This is a genomic window from Corallococcus sp. EGB, assembly GCF_019968905.1.
Taxonomy (GTDB): domain Bacteria; phylum Myxococcota; class Myxococcia; order Myxococcales; family Myxococcaceae; genus Corallococcus.
Map to the genome: position 1 here is coordinate 2,925,994 of NZ_CP079946.1, position 12,365 is coordinate 2,938,358.

The following is a 12,365-nucleotide window of genomic DNA, read 5'->3' on the forward strand; positions in this document are numbered from 1 at the left end:
GAGCGCATGCGCTCGCGCGAGCAGGAAGAAGCGGCCGGCATCTACGACCGCGAGGTGAATGGCGTCCGCTCTCCGCAGCTCATCAAGACGCGCTACCTGGACATCCGCTGGACGCACGAGGAACTGCTTCCCGCGCACCTCCTCGCGGGCTTCCAGGTAGTCGTCTACGAGGGCAGCGACCCCAACAACACGGACAGCTACCTGCTGGAGCCGCGGAAGTTCGGCCCCTCCGAGAGGCGGTGGGTGGCGCCGCTGAAGCTGACGCAGCCGACGCAGGTGCAGTGCGCCGTCCAGGCCCTCTACACCAACGGCAACCAGAGCAGCTGGCGCGTCCTCGGCGGTGGCGTGGTGGCGGATCCGGACACCATCACGATGGCCGTCGCGGACCTCTCCAACGTCCCCACGGGCAGCGTCTCCGCCCGGCACATGTCAGCCAGCTCCGTCACCAGCGCCGCAGTGGCCGCAGCGGCCATCAGCTTCCAGCACCTGCTGCTACCGCCCACGGACAACCTGGTGCCCAACGGGTACTCGGAGGTGGACGCACAAGGGAAGTCCCCCGAAGGGGACGGGCTGGTGGACGAGCCGGCCAATGCGAAGGAGGGGCGCCGGTGCCGCAAGCTGACGGTGCCGGCGGGCGGCGGCTTCGTGGGCCTCAACTTCATTGGTGGTTTCCGCAGCACCGCGCCCGGCGGCCGCATCAAGTGCACCGCCGGGGACCAGTTCTTCGCCGAGGCATGGTTGAAATCCTCGGCCGCGCTCACCCAGCCCAACGCGACGCTCTTCCTTCTCTGGGAGGGGGCGAATGGCGGCTACGAAAGCCAGCTCACCACCACCCCGGTGACGCTCACCGCGAGCTACCAGCGCGTGAAACTCAAGGGGACGTGTCCGGCCGGGTGCACTGGCGTGCAGCTGTACTTCGAGCTCAACGCCGCGAGCGCGGACGCGGGCAAGGCTGTGTACCTGGACGCCGTCAGCATGCGGAAGATGGTGACGTTTGACTTGCTGGTGGCCAACACCCTCCAGACGTCCAACTACGCGGAGGATGGCAACGGGGTGCCCGTCGCCGGGGCGAAGCTGGACAACGTGGGCACCGCCTTCAAGGCGGCGGGCGGCAACGTCCAGATTGGCAGCTACCTCTTGGACACGCCCTTCTTCCGGGCGAACCAGGCGCTGGACGGGACGTCAGCCGCGGGGCGCGTCCACTACCGAGGCAGCAACAACACAGGCGTGCGCGGCGGAGCGCCGCTCATCGACAGGCTGGACGTCCAGTGCACTGACTACTTCCGGTACACGACGCCCATCGTCCACTCTTGGCTGGAGCACCACTTCTTCGTGCAGCCCTCCAGCATCGACGACAACCTGGACGCGCTCCGCTACCTCAAAGTGGACTACTACAGCAGCTTCAACGCCACGTACCGAGGCACGCGCTACATCCCCCTGCCGGACCGGAAGTACGCCTCGGCGGTGGACGGCAACGCGCTCAACCGCATCGCCGTCAGCCACACCTTCCAGTACCCGGCGGCCCTCTCCGGACTCAACGGGCAGAACCTGGGGGAGTACGTCGCGCTCTTCTGCGAAATGCACGGCGTCTACGGCGTGAGCGCCTCCATGTGGTTCACGCCCGTCTACAACGCCGGGTTGGGCATCAACTTCGCGAAGTCCATCGCTTCTCCCTTCTCTGGAGCTCCCTCGGGAGGCGGTGGTGGCGGCTCTGGCGGAACGGGCGGCACCTGCGTCGCGCCCGAGACGCTCATCACGCTGGAGGACGGGCAGGAGGTGCCCGCGGCGTCGCTTCGCCCTGGCATGCGCGTCCTCACTCAGCACGAGGAGACGCGCAGGGTGGGTGTCTTCGAGGTGGTGGCCGCCTCCAGCCACCGCGCCGCGCGCTGGTGCGTGGAGCTCACGGACGGCCGCGTCCTGGTGGCGACGCCGAACCACCTCCTCTACCGGCGCTTCGCGGGCTGGACGGAGCTGCGCGCACTCCGTCCCGGCGAGCTGCTGGAGGGCCTGCGCCCGGGGCTCGTGCGCCGCGTGGTGCCGGAAGGGGAGGGCGCCGTCGTGAAGCTCACCGTCCACGGGGCCCGCACCTACGAGTCCGCAGGCCTCCTCAGCCACAACATCAAGCAGCCCATCTAGGAGTCAGCCATGCAGCCCACCCTCACGCAGAGCGACGTCTACGCCATCAATGCCGCCGAGGCCCGGAAGCGGGACCTGCGGCTGGAGATCGCCCGCATCAAGGGACAGCTCGACGCGTCGGCCGCCTTGTCGCGCGCGGCCGCCGAGGTGAACTCCGCGACGCTGGTGAAGAAGACGGCGCTCGAGCAGGAGCTGCTGCAACTGGAGTCCTCCGGCGCGGCCCCGGGCAGCAGCGACGACTGGGGGAAGTACTCCACCGTGGAGATGGCGGCCCAGGACGAGCGCTTCTACGCGAAGGACAAGGGCTACGACTGGCTCGTCTACAACCCGCTGGCCACCCTTGAGGAGACGGTGGCCGAGTTTGAGAAGTACATGCTGGAGCAGCGGACCGCCCGGGGGCGGCCCTGGCTGCTCCAGCGCGGTGAGGGGCTCGTCCGCGAGTGGCAGGCGAACGCCTTCGCGCGTGGGCTCATCGCTGAGGACTCTTGGTCCGCCTTCCGGGACTGGTTGCTCGCCGTCGGGAAGGAGCGGGCGATCTCTGCTGCTGACTGAAGATGAACGCGATGGGCGGTTCTTGAGTTTGAGGTTTTATTGTTTTGTGTTTTTGGGGGTAATTGATTCTTTTGAGAGCTCAAGAGCCGATGCGATGATTCTCGATATGGGGTCGCCATCTGATTCGGATGTGACTGGGGCCTGTGGGGTGGCGTTTTCTTGATGGTCTATAAGACGATTGATGATTGACGTGAGTGTGTTGCTGAATGTCGCGTCGTCGGCGGCTGCGGCGCAGTCGAGGGCTAGTCGCAGCCGGTCCAGCCTTTCGGCCTCGCTTGCGCCTGCCTGATGTAGGCTTCTGATCTTTATTTCGTGTCGCAAAAATGTAATGCCAATTGAAAATGGGACTGCGGATATTGGCAGTGCCATGGCCAAATAGTGCCAGTCGCCACGCGACATGACTTCTTTGAGTGCCGCAAGCGGTCCGACAAGCGAAAGTCCAAGGAAGCCGCAGGCCAAGAAGAAGGCCGATTCCGCTCTGCGCCACAGCTGTTCGCCAGACCGTCGCAATAGTGCTGCTTGGGATGCCAGGGCATTGCGTGCTGAAATTTGTTTAGAGGCTGATTCTTGAGCGCCTGTTGATGGGTTGTAGTGTGTTTTTGAGAATGGTGGGTTGGTGATGATTGATGCTGTTGCGTCGCCTTGTCTTGTTATGAGTTTTACAATGTCGCGTCTGTTGGAGTAGGTGACTGAGAGCGGAATGATTGAGCCAATAGAGTAGAAGATTAAGTGAGGGTGAACTATCCCGGTGTTGAAGGTTGTTGTTAGTTCGCCCACAAGCGCTCCAAGCGGCACGACTGACAGCGCAAGACTGATGATTCCAGAAAGTGCGTTCGAAGTCGTGCGCCAGTGCCAGTCTGGGCTTTCCGTTGGATTTAGAGTGACTACGGGAGGAAGGGGCGGAGCTGCGTCTTTGACTGGACTTTCATTGGGCTTTTCTGGAGTAGCGGTCATTTTGTGTAGGATAGCCCGGAGGAGAGAGGGCTCAAGTTTGACTGCGGCGGACGCTGTCCACGCGACCGTTGACCATGCGGCGGTATGTCCCCCGCTCCCCGTCGTACCCCCGACAACACCGTCCGTGAGGACCTCGCCCGGCTCGCCGCCCAGCAGGAGGCGACGAACGAGCGCGCGGGTACCGCGCTGAAGGCCGCCGAGCGGATGGCGGTGGACCTTCACCGTCTAATGGAGGGCGTCCAGACGGAGGTACGCGGCGTCGGTGAGCGGATGGCTACTGCCGAGCAGGTGCGCCGCCTGGAGGACCGCATCATGGAGGTGGATCGACGCGTGACGGAGCACGCGCCGGCCGTCGGCGCGGTGCCAGGGCTGGCGGCGAAGGTGGAGGCGCTGGAGAAGTCCTCGGCCGCCCACGGGGTTGCGGTGGAAGCCATCCCTGCGATCCGTGAGCGCCAGGACGCGCAGGAGCACCGGAACTCCCGTCAGGCTGGGGCGCTGTGGGTGGTGGGCGTCGTCGTTGGCCTGCTGGGCCTCGCAGGCCTGCGCGACTGCGGCCGCTGGTTCATCCAGGCCCAGGTGCCCGTGCCGCACCAGAAGGTGCAGGACGCGCCCGAGCCCGCCTCCTCGACGAGGCGCCGGTGAGTCTCGCCCTCTTCGCCGCGCACGTGCTCGCCGCGTGCGCCTTCCTGGTCCTGGCCGCGTGGCGCGCCGCTGGCACCAGCTCACCCCGCGCGCCTTCGGAGTCTTCATGACGACCACTTCTCAGCGCGCCGCGTTCCTCTCCCTGGCATTGGAGCAGTTGCACTCCCCCTACCGCTGGGGCGCCAAAGGCTTCCGAGCCCCCGGTGTAGAGCCGCGCCTCTTCGATTGCTCCGGCCTCGTCACCTGGTGCCTCCACGAGGTGGGCGGCCCGGACTGGCGTGCCACCCACAACACGGACCGCCTCTGGGACGTCTGCGCGCCGGTGGCGAGCGAGGCGCAGCTGCTGCCGGGCGACATCGTGCTGTACGGCCGCGCCGGCACTACGACGGCGGACGGGCGCCCGGTGACACGGCCTGACCCGGACCACGTCATGGTGTACGTGGGCGCGGGCGTGGTGGTGGGCGCGTCCGGGGGCGGAAGCAAGACGCTCACCCTGGCCGACGCCCGGGCCGCTGGTGCCCGCGTGAAGACGTACCCGCGCATTGCCTACCGGAGCGACGTCCTGGGCTTCCGCCGGCTGCCCTTCGTCTCCTGATGGGCTCGCCTCCTCGATGCCGCCTGTGCGGCAGGCGCCTGGGCCAGTGCGACCACCCGCGCTGGCTGCCGCGCCGCTGACCCGCCCTCTCGCAGTCCTACCCGCAGCACCACCAGGAGCACCTGCATGTCCACCCAGAAGCCCAGCATTGGCCGCGTCGTCCACTTCCAGCACGGGGATACGCCTTGCGCCGCCGACGTCCTCGCCGTCAACCCGGACGGCTCCCTCGCCTTGCTGGTGAAGCCGCCCAACCAGCAGCCCTACACCACGGACAACGTGGAGCAGGCCCCGGAGGGCGCCCCTGAGCCCGCGAAGTGGAACTGGCCGCCGCGCGCCTGACGCCGTCCTCCGGCCTCGTGCCGGCGCCTGCCCGGGGCGCTTCCTGGGAGCCCCACACCCCTCGAAGGAGCAACACCATGAAGAAGCGTCTCACCCTGGCCGCGTGCCTCACGGCCCTCCTCACCGCGCCGGCGGCCCTCGCCCAGGCTTCCACCGGCACCAGCTCCAGCATCCTGGACGCGCTGTTCACGCCCACGGCCATCGGCATCGCGCTCGGCGCCGTGACGAGCGCCGTCGGCCTCTTCGCCGGCGGCACCTGGCTCACGGAGCGGCGCAAGCGGCGCATCGCCCTCGCCGCCTACCACGCCTTTCATGTCGTGGAGGACATCGCCGCCGAGGACCCGGCGGAGAACCTCGTGGACAAGGCGGCGCGCGGCCTCCAGGTCGTGGACGAGTGGATGCGGTCCAACGGCTGGCGTCCGCTCAAGCCTGGCGAGCAGTCGCTGGTGAAGCTCCAGTTCTCCGCGCTGCACGGCGAGCAGAAGGCGGAGGAGAAGGTGCAGGAGCAGGCACTCTCCGTCGCGCTCGGTGCCATCGGCAGCACGGCCGCGCTGCAGGAGGCGTCCCAGTCCCGCGCGGTCCCTTCGACGCCCCGCGGATAGCTGTCGCCGCGGGGCTGTCGCGGGTGCTGAGCGACGTGCCGGTGCGGACCGGCTACCTGGAGGCCCAGGCCGGCGTCTCCTCCCTCTCTGGCGCCTACGCGCGCCTGGAGGGCGGGGCGCGGCTCCGGGAGAACCTGGGCGTCTTCGCCTTCGCGGAGGCCAACCAGCATCAGCGGGTGGCTGGTGCCGGTGTGCGGTGGACGTTCGGCTGGTGATGCACAGCGGCCCTCCCTAGATACTTAGGGAGGGCCGCTGATCGTGTATAGTCCGACAGGCAGCCGAGAGCAGAATTTCGATTAATATATGGTGTTGCTAGCTACCCTCCTGGGTTCACGCTGACGCTGTTTGAATTTGACGTTAGGTGTGGCAGAACCCTGGCCGTCATCCAACCTCGGTGGGGGGTACATGCCGGTATCTCAGGCTTTTGGAAGCAGTCACTACGTTCCGATTTTGAAGGGTAAGAAGGGAGAGTTTGATGCTCTCAAGAACCTATTTCCCAACGATCTCGCGCTTCTCACGCCGGTGATTGAAGTCCCGGCGGTGGATTGGGACTGGGACAATGATGTGCCGAGGAAGCCAGAGTCGGTGCACGTCGCCACAGTCGTAGATAACATTTTCAAAAGCTGGGGTGGACAGCGCCCGCTTTACGTTGATGTTAGCACTGCCGCATTGACGACCCCGCTGGTCGGCGACGCCCAGGCGAGGGATCCGTACTCTTTCTTCTTCGACGCCGCGCGAAACAAGGGATTGCTCGCGATTCCTGTTGTGGCTTTGAGTCCCGATGCCACTACTTTGGCGGCGGTGAAGAGTGCCGTTGCAAAGGATAATCTGGGCGTGATGGTGCGTGTCGGGATTGACCAGATCAGGTCTCCGACTCTGTATGCTTCGTTGACGTCGATACCTCAACTCCTGGGCATCCCGGTCACGCAGATCGATTTGCTCCTCGATCTTGAGGAGGTCCCGGAAACTGCTGTGATGGGGCTCACGATGGGGCTCCCGCAGTGGATCGCGGGGCTGCCTCACTTGGCGTCGTGGCGGACTCTTTCACTTGCCGGGTCAGGGTTTCCAAAGACTCTCGCGGGACTCATGAGTGGACAGCTCATGACTACTCCACGAAGCGAGTGGGTCCTATGGACGGGAATCGTGCAGCATCTGCTCGCGATGAAAACTCGTGTCCCGACATTCAGCGACTATGGGATCACGTTCCATGATTCTCCAGAAGTCGATCCTCGGGTAATGAGGCCTTCTCAGAATATCCGATACACTATCAGTAACGAGTGGCTTGTTATCAAAGGCCTCGTCCTCAGAACAGGAGTGGGAATGCCTCCACACCAGCTCTGTCAGGCCGTCAGATCGCACACCGCTTTCTGCGGTCCCGCGTTCAGTCATGGTGACAACCACATCGACCGCTGCGCGCAGCAACTGACCGGTCCGGGCAATCTGACGACTTGGCGCGAGATGGGCACCAACCATCATCTCACGTTCGTGGTGCGGCAGATCGCCAGCCAGACCGCGCTTTCAGTGCCAGTCGTACCTGGTCCCGTAGCTGGTCAGGCGCAAGGCATTCCGTGAGGCGCTCGTAGAGGAACGCGCGGGGCTTGCTACGCACGCCTCGCGCGGCTCCTGCCTGCTCAAGTAGCTTGAGCGCCTCAGGTCGCCAGAGCAGCCGGGCAACCGAAAGCATCTGCTGCTCCGGATTTCGGGCCGCGATCCTGTGCGCCTCGACACGTACCGCACTTCCTTCGACCGAGTGCGCGATGCTCAATCCCCACCAATCCGGTACAAGAGCTGAGGCTTTGGCTAGGTGGCCTTCCGCGACGACTAGCGTCGCGCGGTCAAGTGCGGCGCTGTAGGCGGTCACCTGACGAGGTAGCCGTGCCAGGGTGTCGCGCTCGCTCTTGAGTTCGTAGCCGTGAATCTCGCCGTTGATCACCACAACGTCGACGCGGACGTCGCCATGTTCCAAGCCGAACTCGTCGAGCAGCCGCGTGTCATCGTCGCCGGCATGCTCGGCGCGCAGCTGCTCCCAGAGGGCGTGGCGAACGTCGATGTCACGCATGGCCCGTCGCTCTCAGCTTCAGGTAGACCGTCAACCTCTGTCGGTCCAGGTAACGAGGACTCCAGCTTCTGCAGCTAATCTTCCAACTTCCCCTCATTGAAGGGTCGCCGGGAGCCGCGGGTTCTTTCGCAGGCCTCAACACCTACAATCCCGGTTCATTCTCGACGGCGGGCACAGAAAGTTGCGTCCACGCAGATGCAAATCAGGCCGCTCGGTAAGTAGTCGTGCAGCCATCCTATTGGAGGCGTTCGGCACGGTGACGAACAGGACGAGCTCACCTGCAGCTGAGCTCTTTCCACCGGTACCACTGATGGCTGAGTCGCTGCCTGCTGTGGTGGTGGATGAGCTCCAGGAGAGCAGGTGGCGCAGGGGCAGCACAGCAGAAAGTGATAGCGCTGTCCTCGCGACAAGTTAAGTCCCAGGCTTGGGGTTTGCCCTACTGGGTAGGGTCCACCTCGGGAGCGTTGGAGTATCGGCATCCCCGTGCACCACGCGTGCGTGTGGTGCACCCCCACGCCACGTCCCCCCGAGGCTCCTGGGTGACGCCCTGCTTCCAGGCCGACACCATCGCTCTGTTCCACTCCGACTGCTGCGGCGCTCTGCCCGGGATCCAATCCGGATCCGTGTGCGTGCTGCTCACCGAGCCACCTCCGGGGTTGCTCAGCGATTTGGCGGCTCGCTGTTCAACCAGAACACTCGGTTGCCGCTGCGCAGTGCTCGCTCCAAAAACTCCGCGAAGCTGGAGGCGATGCGCTCCATCTCCGGGAACGTCTCGTGGAAGGCGTCGAACAGGAGGTAGCGGCCCGCCTCACGCTGGATGGCGTCGAGGACGACGTAGTCGGAGTCCTGCATGTCCACCAGTGTGAAGACGGACGGCGCCCCGTCGCGGTCCTCGTCGCTGGCTCGGATGGCCTGGCGTGCGCGGCGGATCTCCGCGAGCGGCAAGACGCGGTAGAGCGCATCAGCCTGGGGCTTGAAGAGCGTGCACCCGTCGCAGTGCAGGTAGAAGGCGCGCAGGTCTTTGTCCAGCTCCCAGCCCACGCGCGCTTCGAAAGCGGCGAGCTGCGCGGGCGTCGCGGGCGGGTTGGGGAAGTGGAGCCGGGAGACTTCGGCGAGAAGTGGGTCCATGGTCATGGCCGTCAGTCCGCGTAGGGCCGGTCGGGACCCGGCTTCAGCCACTGGCCACCTGGCGCGTAGCAGGCCGGGTACTCGCGGTTGAAAACACCGTGCACGTCGTCAGGCACCGGGATGACATTGTCCCGGGCCAGCGGCGCACCGCCGTGGCCCAGGTCGAAGATGTGGTGCCCCTGCCAATTCGCGCCGTTCGTCGTGGGCCAACCGCCGAACTCGCGGGCCCACTCGTCGCGGAACGAGGTCCGCGAATTCTTCCAGGTATCCCGACGCCGCTGCAGGTCCGTCACCTTGGGGTAGTCGCAGCAGCAGTGGGTGATCGCGAGGCGGCCGCCTGCCTCCGCAGGCATGAGCAGGAAGCGGCCCTGCCAGTCGCCCTTGATGTCGGCGAGCCACATGCAGCCCATGAGCGGGTAGCCCTGCGCCGCGCACTTCGACTCGCAGCGAGACAGGAACGCGGCGCTGCACTGCCAGGGGCCGTAGTAGATGGTCGTCCGGACCTGCCCGCCGTCCGGCGTCCTGACGATGCCCCCGACCCACGTCGCGCGCGCCGGACTGCCACCCCCGCCGACAGTCGCCGAGCCGCACCCGACGAGGGCGAGGAGCGTGGTTGCGCTCGCGACACAGCGGAGGGGGAAACCGGCAGTCATGGTAATCCATGACAGCACGGCCAAAACGGCGAGTTAAGTCAGCACGGAGGCGCGCGTCCTGTTGGGTAGGATGCGCGGGACGACCTGGGCGCTACTCCTTCTCTGGCCGCACACTGCCGTCCGGCCCCGTGACGAAGCGAAACGCGCCTGATCCCTCGCCCGTGACGCCGATGCTGTAGAGCCGTCCCGATTGCAGCGGTTGGGCGGGCTCCACCGTCTCGAAGCCGTCCGGCGCCTCTCCGTAGACGATGCGGCGTCCGCGCGTCCCTCCAAACGAGAGCGCGCGCACGTGCCACACCGTTTTCCCCTCTTCGGTCACTACGCGGATGACGTCGTACCGCGGAGGGCCGCCATCCTGGGAAGGCTCATCGACCAGGAAGGCAGGGTTTGGCAGGTGCTCGCTCTTCGACGCGAGCGTCACGTCCAAGGGGGGCTGGCAGGCGGCGAGGAACGCCACCTGGAGGAAGACGAGCGCGAGCGGCAGGACTCGGTGGAGGCGCATGGTCACGGTGCTCCTTTGCCGGCGCGGAGGGACTCCTTCGCAGCCTCGAACTGCTTGGTGAAGTCCTTGCCGTCGACCTTGAACGGCGCCGGAGGATCTTCAAAGCAGCCCTGGGCGAAGGCCTGCTCGATGAGCTCCGCCTGCTGCTCAGGGTTCATTTGCTCCCACGATTTGCCTTCCCGGAGCGCCTTGCCGAAGTTGTAGCCGTCGCCGAAGAACTGCGCCACCAGCGCCTCGCTCATGTAGTCGTTGCCTCCGTGCTGGTGTTGCCACACGTGGGCCGCCTCGTGCACGAGCACTTCCGGCTGCAGGGGCAGCGAGCCCGGGGGGATGTAGATGGTGTCGCCGTGCGTAAAAGGGCGCCCGCCCACCGTCAGCAAGCCCCCGTTGCCCTCCTTGATTTCGATGCGCGTGTAGTCGATGGAGTCCCCGTACACGTCATGCAGCGCCTTCAGTTCGTCGCCCGTCAGCTTGCGGCTCGCAGGTTCGATGAAGAGCATCGTCTGGATGGCGCTGAGGATGCTCCCGCCCAGGCGCAGGAGCCCGTCCGTCGGCGTCTGGATGGCCTTCAGCACGCTGAGCCCGAGCTGCGCGAAGCCCTCTTTGAAGCGGCCCGTGAAGATGTTGCCGATGCCCTTTCCGAACGTCTCCGCCATCTCCCAGGTGTTCTTCAGGGTGCCCTTGACGCTGTCGTAGATGCCCTTGCCGATGCCCGCGATGCCGTCCACCACGCGCCCGCCGAAGTCCTTCAGAGCGCCGCCGATGGCGCTCCCGATGCCCTTGGCGGCGACTCGCGGCTCGCCCTCCGTCGCCTTCGCCAGGCCTTCGGTGGGCGGGCGGATGGTGATGGCCTTGGGCGTAGCCGCGCGGCGGGCTTGGTCGACGAGCGCCTTCTGGCTGGGCGTGTGCGGGGTGAAGACGTCGACGGTGTTGACGGCTCTCTCCAGCACCTGGGGCTTCGGCGCGGTGCGCTGGGGCTGCTCCGCGGGCTCGCGGTAGGTGGTGGGGAGGAGGGTGGTGCGGCTGCGTGAGATGGGGTCCATGCTGGCTCCGTGCTGCGTGTCCCCCAGGAGCAGTGCAGCGCCTGTGCCCTCCGTCTTCCCTCTGAGGCCGCCCTACAGTCCCATCTCGCGGCAGGGACGGCCGTCCACGAACGGGCGGGCGTCAGAAGCCGCAGGTGTGGAAGTTGCCGGACGCCGAGTACTGGCACTGCGCGGGGTTGCTGCACAGCGAGCCGCACTGGTTGTTGCGCCCGGGCACGGAGCACGTGCCGCAGAAGCACGTCGTCTGGTTGCCGAACGATGTGACGAAGGTTGAGCAGAAGCCCGCGGAAGAGCCTGTCGCCGCGGTGCAGTTGTTGGCGATGAGGACCCCGGCGCTCGTGGCACAGGTGAAGTGAACACGGGGCGTCGCAGCGCTGGCGCCAGAGGCCGTGGCGCAGACTCCGTTGGAGTCGATGCTGCCGCACGTGCAGGCCCCGTTGCCGGCGGCGTCGAGCCGCTTACACCGGCCCGGGCCGCACTCCATGGTGACGATGCCCTCCTGCGCATCGCACCGCACCCAGGTGTCCCCGGAGCAGTAGCCGTACTGGCTGACGCCCTCGCAGGCACCGCCGACGCGGACGCAGCCGTCGTGCGCCTGGTTGGGCACGTAGCCCGGCGCGCACGCGCAAGAGTTGCCCGCAGCGCTGCACGTTGCGTTCGCCGGGCAGGTGCCGCAGACGCCACCGCAGCCGTCCGGTCCGCACATCTTGCCGTTGCACTGGGGGATGCAGACGCACGCCCCGGCGGCGCTGCACGTGGCGTTGCTTCCGCACGTCCCGCAGCTGCCGCCACAGCCGTCGGGGCCGCAGGACCGGCCGGTGCAGTTTGAGCGGCAGGTGGCGCCGCCGTCCTGAGGTGGGGCACCGCCATCCCTCGAGGTGCTCCCTCCGTCCGCCGGGCTCCCGCCGTTGACGCTGCCGCCGTCGTGCGCCGCAGGCGGTGATGACGGCGGACCCTCGTCCACGTCCTCGGATGGGCCGCAGCGAAGAGCCGCCAGGGAAATCAGGAGTACGAGCACGAGTTGAGGCAGGGAGGAGGGGAGACGCGGGCTCACGATGTGTCCAGGGGAGTGCGTCCGAACGAGGTCATTCGGCGCGAGAGCGTCCGCGGAGAGCAGGACGCATGCCGAGAGCTCTAAACGCTGCGCGGAGCCGTCCGGC

Annotated in this window: 16 protein-coding genes; 9 read left to right on the forward strand and 7 right to left on the reverse strand. The window is 66.4% G+C overall.

Annotation, left to right across the window (positions count from 1 at the left end):
* Positions 1-6 precede the first annotated feature (6 nt).
* Positions 7-2,136, forward strand: coding sequence for a Hint domain-containing protein (locus tag KYK13_RS12585; protein ID WP_223644397.1), 2,130 nt, complete (start codon positions 7-9; stop codon positions 2,134-2,136).
* Between the two features lie 9 nt (positions 2,137-2,145).
* Positions 2,146-2,688 carry a hypothetical protein gene (locus tag KYK13_RS12590; protein ID WP_223644399.1) on the forward strand — a complete coding sequence of 181 codons (543 nt, stop codon included), beginning with the start codon at positions 2,146-2,148 and terminating at the stop codon, positions 2,686-2,688.
* Between the two features lie 36 nt (positions 2,689-2,724).
* On the opposite strand, the gene KYK13_RS12595 is transcribed toward KYK13_RS12590, so the two are convergent.
* A complete protein-coding gene (locus KYK13_RS12595; RefSeq protein WP_223644401.1) occupies positions 2,725-3,642 on the reverse strand; it encodes a hypothetical protein in 918 nt (305 codons plus the stop codon).
* An 84-nt stretch (positions 3,643-3,726) separates the two neighbouring features.
* Between KYK13_RS12595 and KYK13_RS12600 the strand changes: the two genes are divergently transcribed.
* The 6 genes from KYK13_RS12600 (at position 3,727) to KYK13_RS12625 (ending at position 7,392) form a co-directional block, all read left to right on the forward strand.
* Complete coding sequence (locus KYK13_RS12600; protein ID WP_223644403.1) at positions 3,727-4,284, forward strand: hypothetical protein; 558 nt, start codon at positions 3,727-3,729, stop codon at positions 4,282-4,284.
* Positions 4,285-4,390: 106 nt separating this feature from the next.
* Positions 4,391-4,879 (forward strand): NlpC/P60 family protein, encoded by a 489-nt coding sequence (locus KYK13_RS12605; RefSeq protein ID WP_223644405.1) that lies wholly within the window; start codon positions 4,391-4,393, stop codon positions 4,877-4,879.
* Positions 4,880-5,005: 126 nt separating this feature from the next.
* The gene (locus KYK13_RS12610; protein ID WP_223644407.1) at positions 5,006-5,218 is read left to right on the forward strand and encodes a hypothetical protein; all 213 of its coding nucleotides are present in this window, start codon (positions 5,006-5,008) and stop codon (positions 5,216-5,218) included.
* A 77-nt stretch (positions 5,219-5,295) separates the two neighbouring features.
* A complete protein-coding gene (locus KYK13_RS12615; RefSeq protein WP_223644409.1) occupies positions 5,296-5,820 on the forward strand; it encodes a hypothetical protein in 525 nt (174 codons plus the stop codon).
* 35 nt (positions 5,821-5,855) lie between these two features.
* Positions 5,856-6,035, forward strand: coding sequence for a hypothetical protein (locus KYK13_RS12620; protein WP_223644410.1), 180 nt, complete (start codon positions 5,856-5,858; stop codon positions 6,033-6,035).
* A 190-nt stretch (positions 6,036-6,225) separates the two neighbouring features.
* A complete protein-coding gene (locus KYK13_RS12625; RefSeq protein WP_223644412.1) occupies positions 6,226-7,392 on the forward strand; it encodes a beta family protein in 1,167 nt (388 codons plus the stop codon).
* Here the strand turns inward: KYK13_RS12625 and KYK13_RS12630 are convergent.
* The 6 genes from KYK13_RS12630 to KYK13_RS12655 form a co-directional block, all read right to left on the reverse strand.
* Positions 7,298-7,879, reverse strand: coding sequence for a sce7726 family protein (locus KYK13_RS12630; protein WP_223644413.1), 582 nt, complete (start codon positions 7,877-7,879; stop codon positions 7,298-7,300). The two genes, KYK13_RS12625 and KYK13_RS12630, sit on opposite strands and share 95 nt — an antisense overlap.
* A 660-nt stretch (positions 7,880-8,539) precedes the next feature.
* Positions 8,540-9,007: an SMI1/KNR4 family protein gene (locus tag KYK13_RS12635; RefSeq protein ID WP_370645343.1), complete on the reverse strand. Its 468-nt coding sequence runs from the start codon at positions 9,005-9,007 to the stop codon at positions 8,540-8,542.
* Between the two features lie 11 nt (positions 9,008-9,018).
* Positions 9,019-9,660 carry a hypothetical protein gene (locus KYK13_RS12640; RefSeq protein ID WP_223644417.1) on the reverse strand — a complete coding sequence of 214 codons (642 nt, stop codon included), beginning with the start codon at positions 9,658-9,660 and terminating at the stop codon, positions 9,019-9,021.
* Between the two features lie 91 nt (positions 9,661-9,751).
* Positions 9,752-10,162 (reverse strand): hypothetical protein, encoded by a 411-nt coding sequence (locus tag KYK13_RS12645; protein WP_223644419.1) that lies wholly within the window; start codon positions 10,160-10,162, stop codon positions 9,752-9,754.
* Between the two features lie 2 nt (positions 10,163-10,164).
* Positions 10,165-11,205 carry a hypothetical protein gene (locus tag KYK13_RS12650; protein ID WP_223644421.1) on the reverse strand — a complete coding sequence of 347 codons (1,041 nt, stop codon included), beginning with the start codon at positions 11,203-11,205 and terminating at the stop codon, positions 10,165-10,167.
* Between the two features lie 121 nt (positions 11,206-11,326).
* The gene (locus tag KYK13_RS12655) at positions 11,327-11,812 is read right to left on the reverse strand and encodes a hypothetical protein (protein WP_223644422.1); all 486 of its coding nucleotides are present in this window, start codon (positions 11,810-11,812) and stop codon (positions 11,327-11,329) included.
* 118 nt (positions 11,813-11,930) lie between these two features.
* Here KYK13_RS12655 and KYK13_RS38850 point away from each other — a divergent pair, with 118 nt between their 5' ends.
* Entirely contained in the window at positions 11,931-12,059 is a 129-nt protein-coding gene (locus KYK13_RS38850) for a hypothetical protein (protein WP_255654233.1), read from the forward strand.
* Positions 12,060-12,365 lie beyond the last annotated feature (306 nt).

Bases quoted from the DNA above. Each gene is read 5' to 3' on its own strand.
- KYK13_RS12630 (WP_223644413.1), bottom strand. From the start codon at position 7,879: ATGCGTGACATCGACGTTCGCCACGCCCTCTGGGAGCAGCTGCGCGCC.
- KYK13_RS12585 (WP_223644397.1), top strand. From the start codon at position 7: ATGCGCTCGCGCGAGCAGGAAGAAGCGGCCGGCATCTACGACCGCGAG.
- KYK13_RS12610 (WP_223644407.1), top strand. From the start codon at position 5,006: ATGTCCACCCAGAAGCCCAGCATTGGCCGCGTCGTCCACTTCCAGCAC.
- KYK13_RS12625 (WP_223644412.1), top strand. From the start codon at position 6,226: ATGCCGGTATCTCAGGCTTTTGGAAGCAGTCACTACGTTCCGATTTTG.
- KYK13_RS12615 (WP_223644409.1), top strand. From the start codon at position 5,296: ATGAAGAAGCGTCTCACCCTGGCCGCGTGCCTCACGGCCCTCCTCACC.
- KYK13_RS12605 (WP_223644405.1), top strand. From the start codon at position 4,391: ATGACGACCACTTCTCAGCGCGCCGCGTTCCTCTCCCTGGCATTGGAG.
- KYK13_RS38850 (WP_255654233.1), top strand. From the start codon at position 11,931: ATGCAGACGCACGCCCCGGCGGCGCTGCACGTGGCGTTGCTTCCGCAC.
- KYK13_RS12590 (WP_223644399.1), top strand. From the start codon at position 2,146: ATGCAGCCCACCCTCACGCAGAGCGACGTCTACGCCATCAATGCCGCC.
- KYK13_RS12635 (WP_370645343.1), bottom strand. From the start codon at position 9,007: ATGGACCCACTTCTCGCCGAAGTCTCCCGGCTCCACTTCCCCAACCCG.
- KYK13_RS12645 (WP_223644419.1), bottom strand. From the start codon at position 10,162: ATGCGCCTCCACCGAGTCCTGCCGCTCGCGCTCGTCTTCCTCCAGGTG.
- KYK13_RS12650 (WP_223644421.1), bottom strand. From the start codon at position 11,205: ATGGACCCCATCTCACGCAGCCGCACCACCCTCCTCCCCACCACCTAC.
- KYK13_RS12595 (WP_223644401.1), bottom strand. From the start codon at position 3,642: ATGACCGCTACTCCAGAAAAGCCCAATGAAAGTCCAGTCAAAGACGCA.
- KYK13_RS12600 (WP_223644403.1), top strand. From the start codon at position 3,727: ATGTCCCCCGCTCCCCGTCGTACCCCCGACAACACCGTCCGTGAGGAC.
- KYK13_RS12640 (WP_223644417.1), bottom strand. From the start codon at position 9,660: ATGACTGCCGGTTTCCCCCTCCGCTGTGTCGCGAGCGCAACCACGCTC.